Origin of the sequence: Vibrio sp. ArtGut-C1 (assembly GCF_002105475.1) — a bacterium.
GTDB lineage: Bacteria > Pseudomonadota > Gammaproteobacteria > Enterobacterales > Vibrionaceae > Vibrio > Vibrio diabolicus.
Window position 1 is genome coordinate 1 of sequence record NZ_NCTH01000045.1, and the last position, 24,011, is coordinate 24,011.

Sequence of the window (24,011 nt, forward strand, 5' to 3'; positions counted from 1 at the left end):
ATAGGTCTATATTGTTAAAGAGCTTTTCCTGTTGAGCTTTGCTCAAAACAGGACGGCCATTTTAGCGAGTTAAAGTTTAGTGTCAATCACTTTTTCAAACTTTCTTCAAGCGTTTCCGCTTGGCTAATTTGGCTTGCTAACCTCGACTTCGTTTCTTTCGAAGCGTTGCCGTGTCAGCGAGGTGGCATTATAGAGATTGCGATCACATTGGCAAGCCCTTTTTCACGTTTTTTTTGATTTTTTTATCGTTTGGGTGNTGGGTGTTTTTTATTCTAAAAGGCGAGTTTTCACTACTATTCTACCTCCATATCCCCAGTAATCGCCCCTAATAAGGAGAAAAGATGAGCTCAATTAGAAGCTACAAAGGTATAAAGCCCCAACTTGGTGAGCGTGTTTACGTTGACTCAACCTCAGTGTTAGTCGGAGATATCCGTATTGGGGACGATTCTAGCATTTGGCCATTAGTAGCGGCACGAGGCGATGTGAACCACATTCACATTGGTGATCGAACTAATATTCAAGATGGCAGTGTTTTGCATGTCACCCATAAGAACGCCGAAAACCCAAACGGCTATCCACTTATTATTGGCAATGACGTTACGATTGGCCACAAAGTGATGCTGCACGGTTGTGAGATCCACGATCGTGTTTTGGTTGGTATGGGGGCGATTGTTTTAGATGCTGTCGTTATTGAATCAGAGGTGATGATTGGAGCGGGCAGTTTAGTACCGCCAGGAAAGAGATTAGAAAGCGGTTATCTTTATGTCGGTAGTCCAGTAAAACAAGCTCGCCCTCTATCAGAGACAGAACGAGCTTTTTTGCAAAAGTCTGCCAATAACTATGTTCAAAACAAAAACGACTACTTACATGAAGTAGAAGACTTGAACTAAAGGTCTGTTAGCCGATGATAATATGGCCTTCTTCGTTGAAGGCTTCATCTTCTATTAGCTCTTCTGCTATTTCTTCCAGATCAAATCGGTAGTCAATAAAAGCAGAGATCACGGCCTGCTCCGTATCTAACTCTGAGCCAGATAACTTTTCTAACTTTTGTTTCGTCACAAAGCATTCTATTAGCGCACCAGATTGTTGCGCCGCAAAGTTTACTGATTGTGATACTTCATCCCATGATTGCATGTCTGGGAATAAGATGGATTGATTCATCGCTTATTGACCTTCAAGGTTCTTTCTTAATTCACGCAAAATCTGTTTGGCCCCAGGACGAAGACCGCGCCATAACATAAAACTCTCAGCAGCTTGGCCAACTAACATACCTAAACCATCATAAGCATGTGCCGCACCGTGTTGCTTAGCCCATTGGTTAAATGTGGTATCACCTTTGCCATACATCATGTCGTAGCTTGTACTATTGGCGGCGAACACCGAGGAAGAGATCGCAGGTAACTCACCACTCAATGATGCAGACGTAGAGTTGATTATGACATCGAACTCTTCAGCAATGGTATTCATCTCTTTTGCTTTAACAGGGCCATACGCAGAAAACAATTCTGCCAATTCTTCGGCTTTGGAAAATGTACGATTAGTTATCGTTAGAGATGTTGGTTTTTGATCGAGCAATGGTTTAATCACTCCTCGAGCGGCACCACCAGCTCCTATGATCAAGATACGTGCGCCTTCTAAAACGACTTGATGTTGCAACAAGTCCTGCACTAAGCCTGCACCATCAGTGTTATCACCAATGATTTCACCATCATCAAGCTTCTTAAGTGTATTCACTGCTCCAGCAAGCTGAGCACGCTCGGTCAAACGGCTAGCAAATTGATAGGCATCTTCTTTAAAAGGCAAGGTCACGTTACAGCCTTTGCCGCCGTCAGCAAAAAATGCTTTCGCCGCCTCGATAAATCCACCCACAGGCGCACACTCTGCGGTGTATGTTAGGGACTGATTAGTTTGACGAGCAAAGAGTGTATGGATAAATGGCGACTTGCTGTGCCCGATAGGGTTACCAAACACGGCGTAACGATCGATTTGCGGGGTCATGTCCTTACCTTTATTCCTTACTTAGATATAGAGAAAACAGGGCCATCTGATTACAGATGACCCTATCACTATCTATCTATATAGAAAAGGAGATTCCGTGCTTACCATTCGCGTGGTTTCAGGTATCGCTCGTAAAGTTCGGCTTCAGGCGTTCCTGCTTCTGGTTCGTAGCGGTACTCCCATCGCGCTAACGGCGGCATCGACATCAGAATCGACTCGGTACGCCCACCACTTTGTAAACCAAATAAGGTGCCACGGTCGTAGACTAAGTTGAACTCAACATAACGACCACGACGGTAAAGTTGGAATTCACGTTCGCGCTCGCCATATTCGATGTCTTTACGACGAGACACAATCGGCAAGTAAGCTTGGCAATAGCCTTCACCCACCGCTTTGATGTAATCGAAACACTTATCAAACTCCCAGTGATTCAAATCATCAAAGAACAAACCACCAACACCACGAGTTTCGTTTCGATGTGGCAAGAAGAAGTACTTATCACACCACGCTTTGTGTTCTGCATATACTTCTTCACCAAATGGGGCACAGATTGCCTTAGCTGTATCGTGCCATGACTGACAATCTTCTTCGAAAGGATAGAAAGGAGTCAAGTCGAAACCACCACCAAACCACCAAATTGGCTCTTCGCCCTCTTTCTCTGCGATAAAGAAACGTACATTCGCATGAGAAGTTGGGACGTAAGGGTTTTTGGGATGGATAACCAAAGAGACCCCCATCGCTTCAAAGCGGCGACCAGCTAGCTCCGGACGATGAGCCGTCGCAGATGCTGGCATTTCTTTCCCTTCTACATGCGAGAAGTTCACCCCACCTTGCTCGAAAACAAGACCATCACGCAGAACACGTGAGCGCCCACCGCCACCAAGACGTTCGCCCGGTTCACGATGCCATGCATCCTCGACAAAGACGGCCTCTCCATCTTCTTGTTCTAACTGCTGACAAATGGAGTCCTGAAGTGACATCAGGAACTGCTTTACGGCGTGCTTATCGATTGCTGACATACGTTATTACCTATTACGTGATACCGGTTGATGACTGGCAAGCAGGGTTAGCCCTGTCTTAATATTTGTGAAGTCTTGGCGTCACGAATCTCGCTGGGTTTATCACGACCGCTGGTTTCACCACGAAGAATGGCCACCAGCTTGTCACCCAATTGCTCTTCGACTTCTTCCGTGGTCATACACGGTGGCAAGCCGGAAAGATTCGCGCTGGTAGAGGTTAACGGCTTTCCGAATGCATTACACATCTTTTGAACCAAAGGATGATCAGTCACACGAACTGCAATCGAATCAAACTGCCCTGAAACCCAGTTGGAGACTTTATCGCTCGCAGGCATGATCCAAGTGTATGGACCTGGCCAAGTTGCATGAACGGTCGCTAATTGTTCTCGAGTCAGTTGAGATTCATCAATATACGGCAAGAGCTGCTCATAACTTGCAGCGATCAGAATCAGCCCTTTTTCCACCGGGCGCTGCTTGAGCTCCAGCAGTTTTTGAATTGCTTCTGGGTTATCTGGATCGCATCCGACACCAAAAACCCCTTCTGTTGGGTAGGCAATCACTTCGCCTTGTTGTAGTGCGTTGAGCACTTGTTCAAAGTTATCCACCGATTACTTCCTGATTGTCTGACTGTATTATTTTCACTAAGTGTACAAATATTCATTCTCAGACACTAAAGCAATTTTTTTATAAAATGTATCAATAGCGACAACAACAAGACGCAAACGTTTGCTTGAGATAAAAATCCCCGTATAATGCGCACAAATTTATCAGCTCACCTAATTTTGCAGCTTGAAGGAGTTTGAGATGAAAGTCGGTATCATCATGGGTTCTAAATCCGATTGGCCAACCATGAAACTAGCAGCAGACATGCTAGACCAATTTGGCGTACCTTACGAAACAAAAGTCGTATCAGCACACCGAACTCCTCAATTACTGGCAGACTACGCCAGCAGCGCGAAAGAACGTGGTATCAAAGTGATCATCGCCGGTGCAGGCGGTGCAGCTCACCTACCAGGTATGGCAGCTGCATTTACTAGCGTACCTGTACTCGGTGTTCCAGTTCAGTCTCGCGCACTAAAAGGCATGGACTCTCTGCTATCTATTGTACAAATGCCAAAAGGCATTGCCGTCGGTACGTTAGCGATTGGCGAAGCGGGCGCAGCAAACGCCGGTATCCTAGCGGCGCAAATACTAGGCACTCATGACGAAAACATCCTGGCGAAGGTAGAAGCATTCCGTAATGAGCAAACGGAAACAGTGCTCGCAAATCCAAACCCTGCAGAGGATTAATCAGATGCATGTACTGGTTCTTGGTGCGGGTCAGTTGGCTCGCATGATGTCTCTGGCTGGTGCGCCATTGAATATTCAAATTTCAGCTTACGATGTCAGCAGCGGTGATGTCGTTCATCCTTTAACTCAACAGGTACTTGGCCATGGCTTGGAAAATGCGATTACGCAAGTTGATGTGATTACTGCCGAGTTCGAGCATATTCCACATGACGTGCTCAAGGTTTGCGAAGCGAGCGGCAAGTTCCTACCAAGTACGCAAGCCATCAAAGCAGGTGGTGATCGCCGTATTGAAAAAGCACTGCTTGATGATGCTGGCGTGCGCAACGCGAAATACTACGTGATTGAAACTCGTGAAGACTTTGAGCGCGCAATTGAACACGTTGGTATGCCAATGGTTCTGAAAAGTGCATTAGGAGGTTACGATGGTAAAGGTCAATGGCGCTTAAAAGAAGCTTCTCAAGTCGACGAAATTTGGACTGAGATGGCAGAGTGCATCGCGGCAACACCAACTCAAGCGATTGTTGCTGAAGAGTTTGTTCCTTTTAACCGCGAAGTATCACTAGTTGGTGCTCGAAGCAAAGATGGCTGCGTTGAAGTGTACCCTCTAGCAGAAAACGTTCACATCAATGGCGTACTGAGCTTATCCACCGCAATTGATGCGCCAGAACTGCAAGCGCAAGCCAAGCAGATGTTCACGGCCGTCGCAGATAGCCTAGATTACGTTGGTGTATTGGCGCTCGAATTCTTTGATGTCGATGGCACGCTGCTAGTGAATGAGATTGCCCCACGAGTGCACAACTCTGGTCACTGGACACAGCAAGGTGCAGAAACCTGTCAGTTCGAGAACCACCTGCGCGCCGTATGCGGCTTGCCGTTAGGCAGCACCAAACTGATTCGCGAAACCTCGATGGTGAATATTCTTGGTGAAGATACGTTGCCAGAAGCGCTTCTCGCCATGGACGGTTGTCACATCCATTGGTACGGCAAAGAGAAGCGTGAAGGGCGAAAAATGGGTCACATCAACGTATGTGGTGACTACCCAGGAGAATTGCACCGTAGGTTGTGCGCTCTCTCGGATGCCTTAGATCCAATGGCATTCCCAGCCGTGCACGAGTTTGCGAAACAAGCGTAACGCTAAAATCTAGCCCCAAAAACCACAAAGGGTCGCACGATGCGACCCTTTTTAATTCCTTTGATGTATTTACCCTTGCTGAGTGTGCTGGCACTTACGGTTGGCACATTGCAATTTCACACCACTGGCGAGTTTCTTCTCCACCAACAACGTAAAACCACATTCTTCGCATATCCCTTTAACCGGAGGGAGATTCACTGCAAATTTGCATTTAGGGTAGTTATCACATGCGTAGAAAGTTTTACCAAAGCGCGTCTTACGTTCAACTAAATGACCTTTACCACATTCAGGACACGCGTGTTGCTCTTGCGGCTGCTTTTCTGGCTCAGGTTGATTAATCGACTCAATATGATGGCAAACCGGATAGTTACTGCAACCAACAAACATGCCATAACGCCCTTGGCGTAATACCAACTCGTTACCACAATCTGGACAAGGAACGCCAAGCTCTTTGACGATGTGGCCATCATTATTGTGCAGGGCTTTGATGTAATCACAGCTTGGGTAGTGGCTACAGCCAAGAAAGGGACCGTGTTTGCCATGTTTGAGGATCAATTCACTGCCACATTTAGGACACGGCTCGTGTTCCAATGCGTGTTCATGGGCAGAGAAAAGGGTGTTGTCGATTTTACTACTCATACTTACCGTTTCGTTAAAAACACACCAAAAGACAAGCTCGCGTTCTTGATAGCTAAACTCGAACTTGCCTAGATTGGGTTAGTGAAGAATCCCTTGTTCCTTGGTGTACAACAGCTCTTCCATTAGCGTATAAGCGTTTTCATTACCAGGCACATTAAACAGCACCATCAAAATGATCCATTTGAGGTCTTCAAGCTCAAACTCGCTCGTTTCTAGACCCATCACTCGGTCAATCACCATTTCGCGAGTTTCTGTGGTTAACACATTGATTTGCTCGAGAAACAATAAAAACCCTCGGCATTCCAAGTCTAAACGCTGCATCTCTTTCGCTGTGTAGATACGAGTTGATGACGAAGCCATGCAAGTCGAGATTGCAGAAGAGGTGTCACTTTGCTGCAATGCGGCAAGCTCTTCTAACCAGACAAGGGCTTTGTAGATATCTTTTTGTTGGAAGCCTGCACGGAGCAACTCTTCTTCCAACTCGTCTTGTTCGACCTGTAACTCTGCATCGCTATGGATGTAGGTTTCGAATAGATACATCAGTATATCCATCATCATAGCTAGCCCCTCCCCTTTCGAATATAGCCACCTGAAACCGCAACGACATGCCCAGAGAGTTCTAACTCTAAGAGCTGCATCATGACTTCCTGGACAGGTATATTGGTCCTGTTTGCAAGAATATCAACCGGTGTAGCTTCACTTCCTACGTTAGCTAACAGCTGAGGAAATGGCAATTCTTCTTCATCATTTAACGTAGAAAATAAATCGGTACTCTGATTAATAGACCAATCAAGCAAAGACTGTATTTCATCTAAGACATCTTTCGTCTTTTCTACGAGGCAAGCACCATGACGTATCAACTGGTTGCCACCGCTGGCATTAGGGGCATTTATCGAGGCTGGCAGCGCAAATACTTCTCGACCTTGATCAAGCGCGTAACGAGCAGTAATTAACGAGCCACTCCTTTCCGCCGCTTCCACAACTAACACACCTAGCGATAATCCGCTAATAATGCGGTTTCGACGCGGGAAGTTTTCCGGGCGCGGCTTGGCATTGGGGCGAAACTCAGACACCAAAGCCCCATGTTCAATAACACGTTGCGCTAAACCACGATGACGTGCCGGATAAATATTTTCTAAGCCAGATCCCAGCACCGCAATCGTCTTACCTTTGGCTTGCAACGCACCATCATGCGCATGACCGTCAATGCCTAAAGCGAGACCACTAGTGACAATAAAATCGTGCTGAACAAATTCTGCGGCAAAGTGGCGTGCATGCTGTAAGCCATCAATACTCGCATTTCGGCTGCCAACCATTGCTATTTGTGGCTGCGAAAGACAAGTAGAATTTCCTTGAACAAAAAGCAGAGGTGGCGGCGCAACGATTTGTTTGAGTTGAGGTGGATAAAGCGGGTCAGTCAGTGTCAGGATATGATGATTTGTAGAAGCCTCAAGCCAACTTAAACAGGCATCAACTTCTTTATCTGTTGAAGCCCAAGCTTGAATTTGCTTAGTTGTTAACCCAAGTTGTTGTAGCTGTTCGGGAGAGAAGTTTACGATGTTACGCGGCGTGTCTCTTGCCAGTAGCTTATTCATTTTGACCCCGCCAATGCCTGGTAAACAACTCAGTTTTAACCAGGCAGCAAGGTCACTGTCGTTATTGCGTGGTTTCATTGGTGGTCGGCTCTTGCGTCAGAGGCGAAACCACAGAGACCTCTTTATTAATAGGTTTAGTGCTGGTTGTGATCAACGCCAAGCTAAAGTACTCATAAGGACGAATCACAAGCAATTCGCCAACTTTACTCTGTGGCAGAGTGATTTTCTTATCAAGCACGCCAAACTCTTTCTTGAACTCATCACCGTCTTTGTAAACTGGGTGCGCGTCTTCTTTTAAATCAAACACACTGCCTTGCTTCAGATTGTCTGACGTGCCTTTATCAATCACCACGACTTGGTTAGTTGAACTAAAGCGAATACCTTCGATATTGCCCAGCAACTTTGCCGAACTGCCTTGTGGCGACGGCAGCGGGTAGAACGTTGTTGTGAAGTCAGTGTTCTCGACTGATTGATTTGGCAACGCGATATCGTTACGCAGGATTTCTTGCAATTGAGAAGTGATCTTCAAACCAGAATAATCGCTCGAAGCTTCAACGAGCTCACCTTTGGCAATCAAACGCAGCGCGGTGATCTCTTCGGACACATCGTCACGCGAGAACGTTTCTACTGGTCGGTAAATAGCCCAGCCTGTCGCGGTCTGCTTGCCATCTATGTACAGCACATCTTCTGCTGTCAGATACTTACTGCCTTTGCTGCTACCCATCACTTTTGCTGTACTGTTCAACGCATCTTGATCCAGCAATCTATCCGATTTGAGGTACGGCATCACCAAACCTTCAGCAACGGTTGGCACCGCTTTCTTTTCTGTGATGCGTGCTTTCGGGCTCAGCTTCTTTACCGGTTTTAGGCTCAATACGGGCTGACCGTTAATCCACACCAAAGACAGCTTGTCTCCGGGATAAATTAAATGAGGGTTGTTGATTTCCGGGTTTACTTGCCATAAACGAGGCCACAACCACGGGCTATCCAAGTACATGGCCGAAATATCCCATAGCGTATCGCCCTTCACGACTACATATGTTTGTGGCGCATCATCTTTAACAGTCAGTGGTTTCGCATCCACATTTGCTACAGCGTTGAAAGAGAAAAGTAACGGCAACGTAACACTGGCAACGTTGCGGAAAATTCGATTCATGACCCTCGTCCTTGGTCTATTAAGCAGGAACCAGAATGGAAATTGGTGCAAGGATGCTGTCATTTAGGCTATAAAATGTCTAGAATTGAGCCAACAAGGTTTGTGCTGTTTCGGCACAGTTCAATATTTCGAGTGAATATGTCTGTATTACAAGTATTAACATTCCCGGATGATCGCCTGCGCACAGTCGCAAAGCCTGTTGAAGCGGTGACGCCTGAGATTCAAAAAATCGTCGATGACATGATTGAAACCATGTACGACGAAGAAGGTATTGGCCTTGCTGCAACGCAGGTTGATATCCACAAACGTATCGTAGTGATTGATATTTCAGAAACTCGCGATGAGCCGATGGTGCTAATCAACCCTGAGATTCTGGAAAAGCGTGGCGAAGATGGCATCGAAGAAGGCTGTCTGTCGGTACCAGGTGCACGCGCACTTGTGCCTCGCGCTGCAGAAGTTACCGTTAAAGCACTGGATCGTGATGGCAAAGAGTTCACCTTTGAAGCCGACGACCTGCTAGCGATTTGTGTTCAACACGAGCTTGATCACCTACAAGGTAAGCTATTCGTGGATTACCTATCGCCACTGAAACGCAAACGCATTCAGGACAAGCTAGCAAAAATCAAACGCTTTAACGAGAAGCAGCAAAACGCTTAATCTCGAACCATACCAATTAGAAGGAAGCCTACCTTGAGTCAGTCTTTACGTATTGTCTTTGCAGGTACTCCGGATTTCGCCGCCCGTCACTTGGCGGCGTTGTTGTCTTCGGAGCATGAAGTCATCGCGGTTTACACAAACCCAGATCGTCCAGCGGGTCGTGGCAAGAAATTGGCTGCGCCACCGGTAAAACAACTGGCGCTGGAACACAACATCCCGGTTTACCAACCTGAAAGCTTTAAGTCCGACGAAGCGAAACAAGAACTTGCCGATCTGAACGCCGATCTCATGGTTGTCGTGGCGTACGGTATGCTACTGCCACAAGCGGTTCTTGATACCCCTAAACTGGGTTGTATCAACGTACATGGTTCTATCCTACCTCGTTGGCGTGGTGCGGCTCCAATCCAACGCTCTATTTGGGCGGGCGATGCAGAAACGGGCGTGACCATCATGCAGATGGACATCGGTCTCGACACTGGTGATATGCTGAAGATTGCAACTCTGCCAATCGAAGCGACAGATACCAGCGCTTCAATGTACGAGAAATTGGCTGAGCTTGGTCCAGAAGCCCTGATTGACTGCCTAGCAGACATTGCTGCGGGTAAAGCAGTGCCAGTGAAGCAAGACGATGAGCTCGCGAACTATGCGAAAAAGCTCAGCAAAGAAGAAGCACGCATCAACTGGAACGACGATGCGGCGCACATTGAGCGCTGCGTTCGTGCATTTAACCCATGGCCAATGAGCCACTTTGAGGCGGCAGAAAACAGCATCAAAGTATGGCAAAGCCGTGTGGCAGAGCAAACCAGTGACAAACCAGCCGGCACCATCGTGCAAGCAGATAAAACCGGTATTTATGTTGCGACAGGCAACGGCGTACTGGTGCTAGAGCAACTGCAAGTTCCTGGCAAAAAAGCCATGTCAGTTCAGGATATTCTGAATTCGCGTGCGGCTTGGTTTGAAGTCGGCACTCTGCTGGTTTAAGCCATACTAGGGGTTATTACCCCCAATAATACGAACTTTTAGAGGGCAGAGATGCCCTCCTTTACTTTAAGGTACTCATCATGAATGTTCGCGCTGCGGCTGCTAACGTCCTGTATCTTGTCGTCGACAAGGGCCACTCACTTTCAAGCGCTCTTCCAGCGGCTCAACAAACGGTACGACCTCGTGACCACGCTCTGTTACAAGAGATCTGTTACGGTGCGCTACGTTACCTACCTCGCCTAGAAATGATCGCAAACCAGTTGATGGATAAGCCCCTCAAAGGCAAACAACGTGTATTCCATCACCTAATTCTGGTTGGTATTTACCAACTGAGCTTCATGCGCATTCCTGCACACGCAGCTGTCGGTGAAACGGTTGAAGGCACTAAAGAGCTGAAAGGTCCTCGTCTGCGTGGTTTGATTAACGCAGTATTGCGTAACTACCAACGCAACCAAGAAGAACTCGACCAAATGGCCGTCAGCAACAACGCTGGCAAGTTCGGTCACCCAAGCTGGTTACTAAAACTGCTGCAAGAGGCCTACCCACAGCAATGGGAAAGCATTGTTGAAGCGAACAACCAAAAAGCACCAATGTGGCTGCGTGTGAACCATCAACACCACACTCGTGATGAATACCTTGCGCTGCTCAAAAATGAAAACATTGATAGCACGCCACACACAGAAGCAATGGACGCCATAAAATTGGCCGCGCCATGTGACGTGATGAAGCTACCTGGTTTTGAGAAAGGTTGGGTTTCAGTACAAGATGCGGCAGCGCAGCTCTCGATCAACTACCTAAAACCACAAGACGGCGAACTGATTTTAGATTGCTGTGCAGCGCCAGGTGGCAAGACGGCACACATTCTAGAGCGCACGTCGGGCAGTGAAGTGGTCGCGATTGACTGCGACGACACACGCTTGAAACGTGTGCATGAAAACCTGAAGCGTCTCAACCTTCAGGCAAAAGTGGTTTGCGGTGATGCGCGTAATCCACAAGAATGGTGGCAAGGCGAGCAATTTGATCGCATTTTGCTGGATGCCCCATGTTCTGCGACTGGCGTGATTCGTCGTCACCCAGACATCAAATGGCTACGTCGTGCAGACGACATTGCCGCATTAGCAGAGCTACAAAGTGAAATTTTTGATGCCATGTGGACGCAACTGAAACCCGGCGGCACAATGGTTTACGCGACTTGTTCAATCACACCGCAAGAAAACGTGGAGCAAGTAAAAGCGTTTTTAGCACGTACCGCGGATGCGCAACTGCTGGATTCTGATCCCGACCAGCCTGGTCGTCAAATTCTACCAGGCGAAGAAGACATGGATGGTTTCTACTACGCAGTGCTAACCAAAACACACGCGTAACAGCATGCTAAATAGGGCGATTGGAGTTATTTCAATCGCCTTGTTCAGATAACGAGAAAAGAGTATGAAGATCATTATTCTTGGTGCAGGTCAGGTTGGCGGCACACTGGCAGAAAACCTAGTGGGTGAAAACAACGACATCACCATCGTCGACAACAATGCCGACCGACTGCGCGAATTACAGGACAAATACGACCTGCGTGTGGTCAATGGCCATGCGAGCCACCCCGACGTGCTGCACGAAGCTGGTGCGCAAGACGCCGATATGCTCGTCGCGGTGACCAACACTGATGAAACCAACATGGCCGCCTGCCAGGTCGCGTTCACTCTATTCAACACCCCAAACCGCGTTGCACGTATTCGCTCTCCAGAATACTTGGCAGAAAAAGAAGCCCTGTTTAAATCTGGCGCCATTCCTGTCGATCACCTTATCGCCCCAGAAGAACTCGTTACGAGCTACATCGAACGTCTGATCCAATACCCGGGCGCGCTGCAAGTGGTAAGCTTTGCTGAACAGAAAGTCAGCCTAGTCGCAGTAAAAGCCTACTACGGTGGCCCGTTGGTGGGTAACGCGCTGTCTGCTTTGCGTGAGCACATGCCGCACATCGATACCCGTGTGGCAGCGATTTTCCGTCAAGGTCGCCCGATTCGCCCGCAAGGCACCACCATTATTGAAGCCGATGATGAAGTGTTCTTCGTCGCCGCAAGCAACCATATTCGCTCAGTGATGAGTGAGCTTCAGCGCCTAGAAAAACCGTACCGCCGCATCATGATTGTTGGCGGGGGTAACATTGGTGCCAGTCTCGCAAAGCGCTTAGAACAAAACTACAGCGTGAAGCTGATTGAACGTAACTACCAACGTGCAGAAAAACTGTCAGAAGAGCTAGAAAACACCATCGTGTTCTGCGGCGACGCGGCAGACCAAGAGCTTCTCTCGGAAGAGAACATCGACCAAGTCGACGTCTTCATCGCGCTGACCAACGAAGATGAAACCAACATCATGTCTGCGATGTTGGCAAAACGCATGGGTGCGAAAAAAGTAATGGTGCTGATCCAACGTGGCGCTTATGTAGATCTGGTACAAGGCGGCGTAATTGATGTGGCCATCTCACCTCAGCAAGCCACTATTTCAGCCTTGCTAACGCACGTTCGTCGCGCTGATATCGTTAACGTATCCTCACTTCGCCGCGGCGCTGCGGAAGCAATTGAAGCCGTCGCTCACGGTGATGAAAGTACATCCAAAGTTGTTGGACGTGCGATTGGAGATATTAAGCTCCCACCTGGGACCACCATTGGTGCTATCGTTCGTGGCGAAGAAGTCCTTATTGCCCACGACCGTACGGTCATCGAGCAGGATGACCATGTGGTGATGTTCCTGGTCAACAAAAAATACGTATCAGACGTCGAAGCGCTATTCCAGCCGAGTCCATTCTTCCTCTAGGATTTTCCTATGGTCAACTTACGTCCCGTACTATTTGTTATCGGGCTGGTTTTATCCAAACTGGCCCTTTTTATGTACGTGCCGACTTTGGTCGCTTTCTTCACTGGTACGGGTGGATTTCTCGATTTCGCCCAAGCCGTTGTGATCACGCACCTTGCCGCCTTCATCTGCCTAACGATCGGTCGGACCGCCAAGTTCAAACTCAGCGTACGCGATATGTTCCTCATCACCAGTTTGGTTTGGACCATCGCCAGTGCATTCGCCGCCTTGCCGTTTGTGTTCATCAACCACATCAGCTTCACTGACGCCTACTTTGAAACCATGTCAGGCATTACTACCACTGGTTCCACAGTTCTCAGCGGTTTAGACAACATGGCGCCCAGTATTTTGTTGTGGCGTTCTATCTTGCAGTGGCTTGGGGGGATTGGTTTTATCGTAATGGCGGTGGCGGTACTACCTATGCTCAATGTCGGTGGTATGAAACTATTCCAAACCGAATCATCCGACTGGTCAGATAAAAGTAGCCCGAGAGCAAAAACGGTCGCCAAAAACATCGTAGCAGTTTATTTGATGCTTACTGGCTTATGCATTGTGGGCTACTTGGTCACCGGCATGAACCTGTTTGAAGCGATCAATCACGCCTTTACCACGCTATCAACGGGCGGATACTCTACATCCGACGGGTCGATGAACCACTTTTCTAATGGCGCACACTGGGTAGCAACCACCTTTATGTTCCTAGGTGGCTTGCCATTTTTGCTCTTCATCGCCGCGTTACGTAAACGCCGTATTGATGTGTTGGTTAACGACGCTCAAGTTCGAGGATTCGCGTACCTGTTCGTGTTCTCAAGCTTAGTGATTTCAGCCTGGTTAGTGATTCGAGACGGATACACCATTTTGGATGCGCTGCGAGTGTCGATGTTTAATATCGTCTCAGTCGTCACCACAACCGGCTTTGGCTTAGAGGACTTCACTGCGTGGGGCGCATTACCCACAACTCTTTTTGCCTTCTTAATGATGGCGGGCGCATGTTCGGGGTCAACGTCTGGTGGGATCAAAATCTTCCGTTTCCAAATCGCGATGACACTGCTGAACAAACAGATGATGAAATTGATTCACCCTTCAGGTGTGTTTGTACAGCGCTACAACCAACGCCCAGTGAATGATGACATTGTTCGCTCGGTGGTCGCGTTTGGCTTGATGTTCTTTATCACCATCATCTTCATCGCGGGTTGCTTGAGTGCGCTGGGTTTAGACCCCATCACTAGCATCTCTGGTGCCATCACTGCGGTAGCCAACGTCGGCCCAGGTATGGGAAGCGTGATTGGACCGACGGGTAACTTCGCGCCTCTGCCAGATACCGCCAAGTGGCTTCTGAGCTTTGGCATGTTAATGGGCCGCTTGGAAATTCTGACTATTCTTGTACTGTTCTTCCCTGCGTTTTGGCGCCGTTAAGCAGACACAAATAAAAGGTATAACAATGAAAACATGGATTACTCTGGCGACCCTACTTGCCGCCTCATCCACATACGCCGCTAAAGTCATCACTTTAGCCGATGGTCGAGAAGTGAAGTTAAACGATGACTTTACTTGGGAATACGTCATGAAAAAAACTGCGCAGCAAGCAACAGAGACGCAAGCGACAACAAGTGCGGTTGAAACGATCGCATCTCCCGCAATTGCGACAATTCCAGTTGTGACTAAAACTGTTGGCACTACCGTGGTGGTAAACGCCAAAAAGCCAACCATGCAGCTGTCTGACTCTGGTGTCGACGTACTGATTGGCTCCGCGAGCTATCAAGATAGTGAGCTCGTACTGCCAACGTCCATTACCAATCAAAGCTCACAATCGGTGATTCAAGTTGAAGTGGAAGTTCTGGTATTTGATATGTCTGGCCAGCAACTGGCGAAAGAAAAAGTCACAGTTTGGCAATCCATCAAGCGAATGGCGGATACTTACCTGCGACCACAACAAGCAGAACAGGGTAAAAGCATCAAACTGGCAGTGCCGCAGTCTCAGCAATACCAGTTTTCAGCCAAAGTGTTAGAAGTGAAAACTCGTTAATGTGATAACACATGTTTTGTCGAGTTCATATCTATCCGTTAGATAGGCTCGACAAAATAATAAATTGCGAAAAAGTGACACACACAACCCGCTAAAACGAAGCCGTGCCAAATCGCATGATTGAATGGAATACGCTTCGCAACGTAGAAAATCACCCCCAGTGAATACACAATCCCACCAGCTGCGAGTAATGTCAGTCCGCCAATATCCAAGTTGATCGCCAACTGATAAATCACAATCAACGACAGCCAGCCCATGACCAAATACGTCATCAAGGAAAGCTTTTTAAATCGGTAAACAAACGCGACTTTCATAATGATGCCTAGTAGAGCAATGGTCCAGATGACAATCATCAAACCAAACGCGAGCGGCGTACGTAAACTCACCAACAAAAAAGGCGTATAACTGCCAGCAATGAGCAGATAGATGGCGCAGTGATCGAAAGTTTTTAGCCAGCGTTTGGCGTTGGGGTGCGGAATTGCGTGATACAGCGTCGAAGCCAAAAATAGCACGATAATACTCGCACCATAGACAGCCATACTGGCCAGCGTCAGCGTATCAGCTTGCTGGTCTATGGCTTTGATTAGCAGCAGTATCAAGCCAACAATACCAAAAATCATCCCAATGCCATGAGTGATGGTATTGGCCAGTTCTTCGCGTTGACTGTATTGAGGTTTCTGCAGTTCAGACATCAATGCGCCTATACTAGAGTTTGAAATTTGCTCTAGTATGGCACATTAGGCTTACACGTGTAAGCTTAAATTAAGACTCATGAACGGCCGTGGTTTGATCGAGATAATTAAGTACAAGCTCGCCCACTTGATCAAGCTTAGTCGTGGCTGGAATGGTCAACTCTCGTTTGAGTTTTCCGCTACCCAGTAAGCTTGCGAGCATGCCACCCTCGCCCTTGCGTGTGCGGTCAACTTCAAACCATAATTTGAGTTCTTGCTCGCTACGATGAGCGACAAATTCTAACTCACGCCACACGCCATGGTATGGCCCGTCAGTCGGCACCATCTCAAATTCTTGCACAAATGGCAGGTCGAACCCTTTTACTTCCTCACACTCCACTTGGCGAATACGCAAACCTTGCGCTTCAAATGCGGATAACACCGCATCCATTAGTGGATCAGGTCGAACGGTGAGGATGTCTTTATCGGTCGGGTCTAAAGCAGCAGCAACGTCCAAGCCGGTTTCGAGCCACACTTTGGCGTCACCAATGGTGACAGGCGTATTCCAAGGCACATCGAGCTGAACATCGAAGGTACGCTCTTCGCCGGAATGGATGGTAAACGCATAAGGGAGGCTCCACTTAGCAAGCACATGAGTCTGAGGTACTCGGCGCATGCTGTGTCCTTCTCGCGCACCACGGTCATCAGGAGCTTCCGCGATATAGCGACAACACAGTTTTAAATCGATGTTGTCGATCGCTTGTTCAGTGGCACCACCATAAACATGGATAGACACATCCACACTTTGACCAGGATATAGCACGTCTTGATTTAGGATTGAGTCGACCTTAGCGCTCCCAATCCCAAAACTGGCAAGTGTCTTCTTCAAAAATGACATAGGCACCTCCTTCGTCGAGATCTCATACTACTACTGCTGATCGAGGGATCAAACAAAAATTGCCTCGATCATCGCGACAAAATGACAAAATCTAAACAATTCAATTGCTCAACTATCGACCAATTATTACAAGGATGCTAATCTTATACGTGATATGCATGCATATCGGTATTCCTGATTCATTAACTGGATTGGCGAGAGCCAGAAGAGTGATTCTTCAATCTTGTTGGAGCCTAGCTCATAATGATTCAGGCCATTACATCGGCAATGGATATGCCTGACAGTTAGGTAAATTAATGCGCCCAACAACAGTCAGGTTCGCACACACTAATACTAGTGCAATGCGCCGCCGCAGTGGCTTTACTACTGCACCAAAGGCAAAGCAAGTTGCGCCAGCAATGACATTGGTTGAGAAGACAGCAATGATGTCGAGTGTTCCGGCCAAAGTTATCAAAGCAGCTTAATCAAAAGCGCGGCGCCAGCTGCGCTTTTTTCTTTGCACGCAACTCAAACCACCTCAACGACTTAGAACAAAACACAGTGAAATAGATAGTTTTTCCTATTTGGTCTTCGCAAAGCAATTTGGTACCTTTACAGCTAATTACACCTATAAATTCTGTGGAGAAAGAAATGAAGTGTCATCGCATTGAAGAGCTGCTTGAGCTACTAGAGCCTGAATGGCATAAAGACCAAGAAATGAACCTACTGCAGTTCATCGTGAAGCTAGCGAAAGAAGCAGGCTACGAAGGCAAGCTAGAAGATCTGACCGACGACGTGCTGATCTACCACCTTAAAATGCGTAACAGCAGCAAAGACGAAATGATCCCAGGTCTTAAGAAAGACCAAGAAGATGATTTTAAAACTGCGATTCTGCGCGCTCGTGGCATCATCAAATAACCGGCTCAACAACCCAGTATTCTTTAAGCGACTCCCTCAAATGAGTCGCTTTTTTATAACTAAAATTTTTAGTCCCACAGTTGGTTATAACTGTTCAGCCAATTATCAGGTTAACTGTACTGACTTTTGTTGTTAAACGTTGACTGCGTTAAAGAAAAGGAATTGTTATTGATTGTATAATCGCCGTTCATCAGTATTTACTAAAATAATTATGTCCGGTCATGATTTATGATAAGGACGAAGTAGCAATGTCATCGAGCGACATCAATAGAAATGACGCCGTACATTATAAAAGCCTAAGAAGGATGAGAGCATGAGTCAGGATAAGATCGATATCAAAGATGTGACTCCTAAAACCTATAATCCCAAGACTCATAAAGGGAATGGGGATCGGTTCAACCCAAGTAATCGCATCTATGTACGCGAAAGCAAAGGGACTTACCAGAAACTGCGTCGTTACGGTGGTTGGTTCTTACTGCTTCTCTTCGCTTTGATACCGTGGATTCCTTACGGTGAACGTCAAGCGATCTTGCTCGATATTGGCAACCAGCAGTTCAACTTTTTCGGTACCACGTTGTATCCGCAAGATCTTACCCTACTCGCCTTGCTATTTGTGATCGCGGCGTTTGGGTTGTTCTTTATTACCACCTTCTTAGGTCGAGTTTGGTGTGGCTATCTCTGCCCACAAACCGTCTGGACCTTCATGTATATCTGGTTTGAAGAGAAACTGGAAGGTAGTGCCAATAAGCGTCGTAAGCAGGACTCCAATAAGCTGACGGCGAATTTAGCGATGCGTAAAACCGTCAAACATATCGCTTGGTTTGCCATTGCGCTCGCCACTGGTTTTACTTTTGTTGGCTACTTCGTTCCAATGAAGCAATTGGTTATCGACTTTTTCACTTTTAACGCCAACTTCTGGCCCGTCTTTTGGATAATGTTCTTTGCCATTTGTACTTATGGTAATGCTGGTTGGATGCGTTCCATCATGTGTATTCACATGTGTCCTTACGCGCGCTTCCAGTCTGCCATGTTTGATAAAGACACCTTCATCGTTGGCTATGATGCCAAACGTGGTGAAAAACGTGGTCCACGTCCGCGCAAAGCCGATCCAAAGCAACTTGGTTTGGGGGATTGTATTGATTGTGACTTGTGTGTGCAGGTGTGCCCAACAGGTATCGATATTCGTGACGGCTTACAATATGAATGTATTAACTGTGGCGCCTGTATTGATGCGTGTGACAACACCATGGATCGCATGGGTTACGAGAAAGGACTAATCAGCTACACCACCGAGCACCGCTTATCGGGTAAGAGTACCAAAGTCATGCGTCCGAAGCTGCTGGGCTATGGAGCTGTGCTACTGGTCATGATTGGTCTGTTCTTTGCCCAAATCGCAGCGGTAGACCCAGCAGGCATGAGTGTTATTCGCGACCGTAACCAACTGTTCCGCGTTAATAGCTCGGGCGAAGTAGAAAACACCTACACCCTCAAAGTGATCAACAAAACCCAGCAAGTGCAAGAGTACTCGTTGGATGTTGAAGGGCTATCCGATGTAAGCTGGTATGGTAAGCAGACAATTCAGGTACAGCCAGGTGAGGTATTGAACTTACCAATGAGTCTTGGCGCCGATCCTGACAAGCTAAACTCTGCGATTACGACAATTCAGTTTATACTCACCGATAAGAGCAACGAATTCACCATTGAAGTGGAAAGCCGTTTTATTAAAAAACTATAGCGCTACTTCAGTGACTAACGGAAAAAGGCTCAGTAATGAGCCTTTTTGTTTATATGTCCCAAAGTATGTTTAACTTTGACGCCCTTACCCCAGATTTTATGTGGTACGCGTTAGAAAGCATCGGCGTTCGCGCAGAATCAGGCTTTCTTCCCCTCAATAGCTACGAAAACCGTGTTTATCAATTCACTGACGAAGAGCGTCGTCGTTATGTCGTCAAGTTTTACCGCCCTGAACGTTGGAGCAACGAACAGATCCAAGAGGAGCACGACTTCACTTTAGAACTGATTGGTAACGAAATCCCCGTCGCACCACCTGTGCGCATCAACGGTGAAACCCTGCATCACTATCAAGGCTATGCCTTTGCGCTGTTTGATAGCGTGGGTGGTCGCCAATACGAGGTTGACAATTTAGATCAGCTCGAAGGTGTAGGGCGTTTCCTTGGTCGCATCCACAAAGTGGGTAGCCGCCAAGCCTTCCAACATCGCCCAACGATTGGCTTGCAAGAATACCTGTATCAACCAAGAGAGATTCTGCAAAACGCCAACATGATTCCAATGCACTTGGAGAACAGCTTCTTCAATGACTTGGATATGCTGATCAAATCAATTGAAAGCCACTGGCAAGAAGGCTTCAATATCATTCGTTTGCATGGCGATTGCCACACAGGCAATATTTTGTGGCGAGATGGCCCTATGTTTGTTGATTTGGATGACGCTCGTAACGGCCCTGCTGTGCAGGACTTATGGATGCTGCTTAATGGTGAGCGCCAAGACAAACTGATGCAGCTGGATATTGTTTTAGAAGCTTATCAAGAGTTTTGCGACTTTAACCCCGCAGAATTGAAACTAATTGAGCCACTTCGCGGTCTACGAATGGTGCACTATATGGCATGGCTAGCAAAACGTTGGCATGACCCTGCGTTTCCTCTCGCTTTTCCATGGTTTAATGAGCCAAAATACTGGGAAGGTCAGGTCCTTGCATTTAAAGAGCAGATCGCCGCTCTAGAAGAAGCACCGCTGTCTTTAATGCCTCAATGGTAAGTCAGGCCACAAATTCAAAAATGGAGATATTTCGATGAAAAAACTGTTCGCACTGTTTTCTATGCTGATGCTAAGCCTGTCGGCACATGCTGCGCAATTCAAAGAAGGTGAACATTACAAAGTATTGGATCTTGAGGCATCAAAAAAACCTCTTGTGACGGAGTTTTTCTCTTTCTACTGCCCGCACTGTAATAGCTTTGAACCTGTTATCCAGCAACTGAAAAAGCAGTTGCCAGAAGGCACTAAACTACTAAAAAACCACGTTTCTTTCATGGGTGGCAACATGGGCCCATCAATGAGCAAAGCCTACGCGACCATGGTTGCACTAAAAGTGGAAGACAAAATGGTGCCTGTGATGTTTAACCGCATCCACAATCTAAAGAAAGCGCCACGTAACGATGAAGAGCTTCGCCAAATCTTCCTTGATGAAGGTGTAGACGCGAAGAAATTCGACTCTGCATTCAAAGGCTTTGCGGTTGATTCCATGGTTCGCCGTATGGACAAGCAATTTGAAAACAGCGGTCTAACCGGCGTTCCTGCGGTTATCGTTAACAACAAATACCTAGTTCAAGCACAAAGCATCAAGACAATGGATGAGTACTTCTCTCTGGTGAACTACTTGCTGACACTAAAATAAGCGCATCGATATCAATCAAAAGGGGAGCTCATCGCTCCCCTTTTGTTTATTTGTAAATCTCTTGTAGCAACCGATCTTTTTCTTGCCACACATCACCCAACCATTGCTGAAATTGTCGCTTATAGGGCTTATCGTTAAAGTAATCACCAAGCACTCGTTCATCGACGGGCAACACATTCACACGCACTACAACCTTGCCCATTCGGCCCATTAATAAATCCTTGAATGGCTTATTTGTATTTTCTGGGTACGCCAGCGTCACATCGATAATGTTCTCGAACTGCTCCCCCATTGCCGCTAACGTGTATGCGATCCCGCCCGATTTTGGTTGCAGCAAATATTGGTAGCTCGTCTTGCTCTTACGCTGTTTTTCTTCGGTAAATCGAGTGCCTTCGACATAATTAACCACTGTGGTTGGGGCATGTTTGAACTTGGCGCACGAGCGACGTGTCGTCTCTAAATCTTGACCTCGTTTGTGCGGGTTGCGGATCAGATACTCTCGCGAATAACGACGCATAAATGGCATGTCGAGCGCCCAACACGCCATCCCAATGAAAGGCACATATAACAGTTGTTGTTTGAGGAAAAACTTCGGCATAGGAATGCGGTCTTTAAACACGCAGCAAAGCACCACAATATCGGTCCAACTGAGATGATTACTGATCAACAGATACCACCCGTCTTTTTTCAGCGCCTCACCGCCCTGAACATCCCAGTCAACACGGTTAGAAACCGCCAGAATGCCCGCATTGACGGTAGCCCATAACCACATCACCTTGTTGGCACAAGCGGTCGCTTTCGCTTTTAGCTCCACGCTTGGAAGCAATACTTTAAACACAGCGATAATACAAATTGCGAGTGAACACAGCGCAGAATTGATAATCACAAAAGAAGCGTTAAAAAAAAATAACAAATATGCCAACATGATAGTCAAACAACAGTGATAATGTGTGAAGAATAAAACAGCGTGTAATTATACTGCGCCTTTGCCACATTGGAATATGCGTGGGAATGGTCAGATTTGTTACCTCAACCAATATTTGCACCACTCATTCGACAATAAGGAGATAACGAATGAAACCAAGGCTAATTCTCTTGCCTTTGGCCTTTGTCGTCAGTTCTGCTCAGGCTCAACTCGCTGAAACCGCAGGTTTTGGCGGTGAAATTTCGCTAAATACCGGATTTGTATCATCAGAATCCAACTTCAATACGGAAAATAGTAACACCATCGATTCTCTCAATAAGCGTGCCGATAGTGACAGCTCCGTTATCGCTGCGCCGCTAGGAAGCATTACTTACACTTTTGGTAACCGACTCAATCACCAAGTGTACGCGGGTACCACACGTTCCGATGTCGCGGTTGGTACACTCGCTTTTCAGCTGGGCTATCAACACGAGTTGCCATCCGGCACCGTGCTCGATATTTCCTATCTACCGACCGTGCTCAAAAGCGAAACTTGGCGTAACCCATATCAAGTCGGAATCGCCCGTCAAGAAACGGATGTGGACGGCAATGCCTATCGCTTTCAAATCAAGGGATTGATTGATAAAAACTTCAACCTTGATCTCGCTTATGCTGATAAAGACATTGAGCAAGAAGAAGTAACGGACCGTTCACTCGCTCGCGATGCGAGCCTTTACTACGTTAAAGGTGACTATCGGATTTCACTTAATCAAACATCCATGTTGCAACCGGCGTTTACCTACATTAATCAAGATGCCGACGGTAAGGCGGAATCATTTGATTCGTACGGGTTTGACATCAGTTGGTTTAAATTTATCAACCGCCATCGGTTGGCCCTCACCGCAGGTTATGCATGGAAAGACTATCAAGCCGCTAGCCAAACTTTTGCTAAAATACGAAATGACGACACCGTCAGCCTATTTGCAGCCTATGAATATCAAAACGTATTTGACTGGCAAAACTGGTCGTTCATTTCTTTAGCCGGCTACAGCCAAACGGACTCAAATATCACGTTCTATGATGAGAAAGAGTACCTGTTGTCTCTTGGTCTCAACTACACCTTCTAACGTCCTTCATCGCAACAAGGCACTTACAACACTTGTTGCGGTGATATTTGCACGTCTCTATACCGCTTGCGCCGTGAGTTGTTTCAGTAAGCGGTCCATCGCTCGATACCCAAGCGCCTCGGCTAAGTGCGCTCGTTCAATCTGCTCCGCCCCATCAAGATCGGCGATTGTTCGCGCCACTTTGATAATGCGATGATACGCGCGAATCGAAAGCCCCAAACGATGCAAAGCGGTTTCAAGAAACTCCGCATCACTTTTGTGTAAGGGGCAAAACGCCTCGATTTCTCGACTGCCTAACAAAGCATTTACCTTACCGCTGCGGTTCAACATATTGGTACGCGCATGATTCACACGTTCTTTAACGATAGCGGTCGGCTCACCGCGATCACCACCTTCTGCTAATGTCCCTTTGGGCAAAGCTGGGATTTCTAAAGACATATCAAAGCGATCTAACAGTGGTCCAGATAATCGACCAAGGTAGCGCAAAATAGCTTGTGGATTGGTGCGAGCTTGATTACCTTCGTAATACCCTGTCGGACTTGGGTTTAGTGCACCAACTAATTGGAAACGAGCCGGAAAGCGTGTTTTACCTTGCGCCCGAGAGATAATGATCTCACCAGATTCGAGCGGTTCGCGTAACGAGTCCAGCACCTTTCGGTCAAATTCGGGCATTTTCCTAATATCAAGTTTGAGTAATAAATGTTGTCAATTTGAGGCTTTGAGTGTTGTCCGATCTAGTGGAACGCATCGCTTCAGATGCTAGCG

The 24,011-nt window shown here is 47.1% G+C and carries 26 protein-coding genes and 1 pseudogene; 15 read left to right on the forward strand and 12 right to left on the reverse strand.

The features are described 5' to 3' along the window. Positions 1-341: 341 nt before the first annotated feature. Positions 342-890: a gamma carbonic anhydrase family protein gene (locus B7360_RS22720; protein ID WP_005394003.1), complete on the forward strand. Its 549-nt coding sequence runs from the start codon at positions 342-344 to the stop codon at positions 888-890. A gap of 7 nt (positions 891-897) precedes the next feature. On the opposite strand, the gene B7360_RS22725 is transcribed toward B7360_RS22720, so the two are convergent. From B7360_RS22725 to B7360_RS22740, 4 genes are all read right to left on the reverse strand, one after another. Next, on the reverse strand, positions 898-1,161 hold the full coding sequence (locus B7360_RS22725) for a DUF1488 domain-containing protein (RefSeq protein WP_005461429.1): 264 nt from the start codon (positions 1,159-1,161) through the stop codon (positions 898-900). 3 nt (positions 1,162-1,164) lie between these two features. Continuing rightward, a complete protein-coding gene (gene aroE / locus B7360_RS22730; protein ID WP_020904438.1) occupies positions 1,165-1,998 on the reverse strand; it encodes a shikimate dehydrogenase in 834 nt (277 codons plus the stop codon). A 101-nt stretch (positions 1,999-2,099) separates the two neighbouring features. Next, entirely contained in the window at positions 2,100-3,017 is a 918-nt protein-coding gene (gene hemF / locus B7360_RS22735) for an oxygen-dependent coproporphyrinogen oxidase (protein WP_085344697.1), read from the reverse strand. Positions 3,018-3,064: 47 nt separating this feature from the next. Then, entirely contained in the window at positions 3,065-3,622 is a 558-nt protein-coding gene (locus tag B7360_RS22740; protein WP_046874602.1) for an L-threonylcarbamoyladenylate synthase, read from the reverse strand. Between the two features lie 199 nt (positions 3,623-3,821). On the opposite strand from B7360_RS22740, the gene purE reads away from it, so the two are divergent. Together purE and B7360_RS22750 are read left to right on the forward strand one after the other, a co-directional pair. After that, complete coding sequence (gene purE, locus B7360_RS22745) at positions 3,822-4,307, forward strand: 5-(carboxyamino)imidazole ribonucleotide mutase (protein WP_085344698.1); 486 nt, start codon at positions 3,822-3,824, stop codon at positions 4,305-4,307. Positions 4,308-4,311: 4 nt separating this feature from the next. Further along, complete coding sequence (locus B7360_RS22750; protein ID WP_085344699.1) at positions 4,312-5,439, forward strand: 5-(carboxyamino)imidazole ribonucleotide synthase; 1,128 nt, start codon at positions 4,312-4,314, stop codon at positions 5,437-5,439. Positions 5,440-5,508: 69 nt separating this feature from the next. On the opposite strand, the gene B7360_RS22755 is transcribed toward B7360_RS22750, so the two are convergent. The 4 genes from B7360_RS22755 to B7360_RS22770 all read right to left on the reverse strand — a co-directional run bounded on the left by B7360_RS22755 (position 5,509) and on the right by B7360_RS22770 (position 8,829). Then, entirely contained in the window at positions 5,509-6,078 is a 570-nt protein-coding gene (locus B7360_RS22755) for a type I DNA topoisomerase (protein ID WP_085344700.1), read from the reverse strand. Between the two features lie 78 nt (positions 6,079-6,156). Continuing rightward, positions 6,157-6,636, reverse strand: a complete 480-nt coding sequence (locus B7360_RS22760) for a DUF494 family protein (protein ID WP_005379074.1) — start codon at positions 6,634-6,636, stop codon at positions 6,157-6,159. A 2-nt stretch (positions 6,637-6,638) separates the two neighbouring features. Then, positions 6,639-7,751 carry a DNA-processing protein DprA gene (gene dprA, locus B7360_RS22765; RefSeq protein WP_085344701.1) on the reverse strand — a complete coding sequence of 371 codons (1,113 nt, stop codon included), beginning with the start codon at positions 7,749-7,751 and terminating at the stop codon, positions 6,639-6,641. Then, positions 7,735-8,829: a LysM peptidoglycan-binding domain-containing protein gene (locus tag B7360_RS22770; protein WP_085344702.1), complete on the reverse strand. Its 1,095-nt coding sequence runs from the start codon at positions 8,827-8,829 to the stop codon at positions 7,735-7,737. The genes dprA and B7360_RS22770 overlap by 17 nt, the downstream gene beginning before the upstream one ends. A 138-nt stretch (positions 8,830-8,967) precedes the next feature. On the opposite strand from B7360_RS22770, the gene def reads away from it, so the two are divergent. The 6 genes from def (at position 8,968) to B7360_RS22800 (ending at position 15,337) form a co-directional block, all read left to right on the forward strand. After that, on the forward strand, positions 8,968-9,486 hold the full coding sequence (gene def / locus B7360_RS22775; protein WP_005379068.1) for a peptide deformylase: 519 nt from the start codon (positions 8,968-8,970) through the stop codon (positions 9,484-9,486). Between the two features lie 33 nt (positions 9,487-9,519). Beyond that, a complete protein-coding gene (gene fmt, locus B7360_RS22780; RefSeq protein ID WP_005461453.1) occupies positions 9,520-10,467 on the forward strand; it encodes a methionyl-tRNA formyltransferase in 948 nt (315 codons plus the stop codon). Positions 10,468-10,547: 80 nt separating this feature from the next. Then, entirely contained in the window at positions 10,548-11,831 is a 1,284-nt protein-coding gene (gene rsmB / locus B7360_RS22785; protein ID WP_085344703.1) for a 16S rRNA (cytosine(967)-C(5))-methyltransferase RsmB, read from the forward strand. Positions 11,832-11,895: 64 nt separating this feature from the next. Continuing rightward, positions 11,896-13,272, forward strand: coding sequence for a Trk system potassium transporter TrkA (trkA, locus tag B7360_RS22790; RefSeq protein WP_005394041.1), 1,377 nt, complete (start codon positions 11,896-11,898; stop codon positions 13,270-13,272). Between the two features lie 9 nt (positions 13,273-13,281). Further along, on the forward strand, positions 13,282-14,727 hold the full coding sequence (locus B7360_RS22795) for a TrkH family potassium uptake protein (RefSeq protein WP_006742925.1): 1,446 nt from the start codon (positions 13,282-13,284) through the stop codon (positions 14,725-14,727). Positions 14,728-14,752: 25 nt separating this feature from the next. Continuing rightward, the gene (locus B7360_RS22800) at positions 14,753-15,337 is read left to right on the forward strand and encodes a DUF3157 family protein (RefSeq protein WP_085344704.1); all 585 of its coding nucleotides are present in this window, start codon (positions 14,753-14,755) and stop codon (positions 15,335-15,337) included. Between the two features lie 38 nt (positions 15,338-15,375). On the opposite strand, the gene B7360_RS22805 is transcribed toward B7360_RS22800, so the two are convergent. Then, entirely contained in the window at positions 15,376-16,029 is a 654-nt protein-coding gene (locus B7360_RS22805; RefSeq protein WP_005394044.1) for a hemolysin III family protein, read from the reverse strand. A 70-nt stretch (positions 16,030-16,099) separates the two neighbouring features. Beyond that, positions 16,100-16,906, reverse strand: coding sequence for a sporulation protein (locus tag B7360_RS22810; RefSeq protein WP_005394045.1), 807 nt, complete (start codon positions 16,904-16,906; stop codon positions 16,100-16,102). Positions 16,907-17,202: 296 nt separating this feature from the next. Here B7360_RS22810 and B7360_RS24820 point away from each other — a divergent pair, with 296 nt between their 5' ends. The 5 genes from B7360_RS24820 to B7360_RS22830 all read left to right on the forward strand — a co-directional run bounded on the left by B7360_RS24820 (position 17,203) and on the right by B7360_RS22830 (position 21,215). Beyond that, positions 17,203-17,370, forward strand: coding sequence for a hypothetical protein (locus B7360_RS24820; RefSeq protein ID WP_005379043.1), 168 nt, complete (start codon positions 17,203-17,205; stop codon positions 17,368-17,370). A gap of 166 nt (positions 17,371-17,536) precedes the next feature. After that, a complete protein-coding gene (locus B7360_RS22815; protein WP_048625604.1) occupies positions 17,537-17,803 on the forward strand; it encodes a YihD family protein in 267 nt (88 codons plus the stop codon). 313 nt (positions 17,804-18,116) lie between these two features. Then, the gene (gene ccoG / locus B7360_RS22820) at positions 18,117-19,538 is read left to right on the forward strand and encodes a cytochrome c oxidase accessory protein CcoG (RefSeq protein ID WP_085344705.1); all 1,422 of its coding nucleotides are present in this window, start codon (positions 18,117-18,119) and stop codon (positions 19,536-19,538) included. A gap of 53 nt (positions 19,539-19,591) precedes the next feature. Beyond that, positions 19,592-20,578: a serine/threonine protein kinase gene (locus tag B7360_RS22825; protein ID WP_085344708.1), complete on the forward strand. Its 987-nt coding sequence runs from the start codon at positions 19,592-19,594 to the stop codon at positions 20,576-20,578. Between the two features lie 34 nt (positions 20,579-20,612). Then, the gene (locus B7360_RS22830; RefSeq protein ID WP_005379036.1) at positions 20,613-21,215 is read left to right on the forward strand and encodes a thiol:disulfide interchange protein DsbA/DsbL; all 603 of its coding nucleotides are present in this window, start codon (positions 20,613-20,615) and stop codon (positions 21,213-21,215) included. Positions 21,216-21,261: 46 nt separating this feature from the next. Here B7360_RS22830 and B7360_RS22835 read toward each other — a convergent pair whose 3' ends face one another. Beyond that, on the reverse strand, positions 21,262-22,140 hold the full coding sequence (locus B7360_RS22835) for an acyltransferase (RefSeq protein ID WP_005394051.1): 879 nt from the start codon (positions 22,138-22,140) through the stop codon (positions 21,262-21,264). A gap of 149 nt (positions 22,141-22,289) precedes the next feature. Between B7360_RS22835 and B7360_RS22840 the strand changes: the two genes are divergently transcribed. Continuing rightward, positions 22,290-23,246, forward strand: coding sequence for a DUF2860 domain-containing protein (locus B7360_RS22840; protein WP_085344706.1), 957 nt, complete (start codon positions 22,290-22,292; stop codon positions 23,244-23,246). Positions 23,247-23,303: 57 nt separating this feature from the next. Here B7360_RS22840 and B7360_RS22845 read toward each other — a convergent pair. After that, positions 23,304-23,942: pseudogene (locus B7360_RS22845) on the reverse strand (ATP-binding protein); the annotation flags it as partial. Positions 23,943-24,011 lie beyond the last annotated feature (69 nt).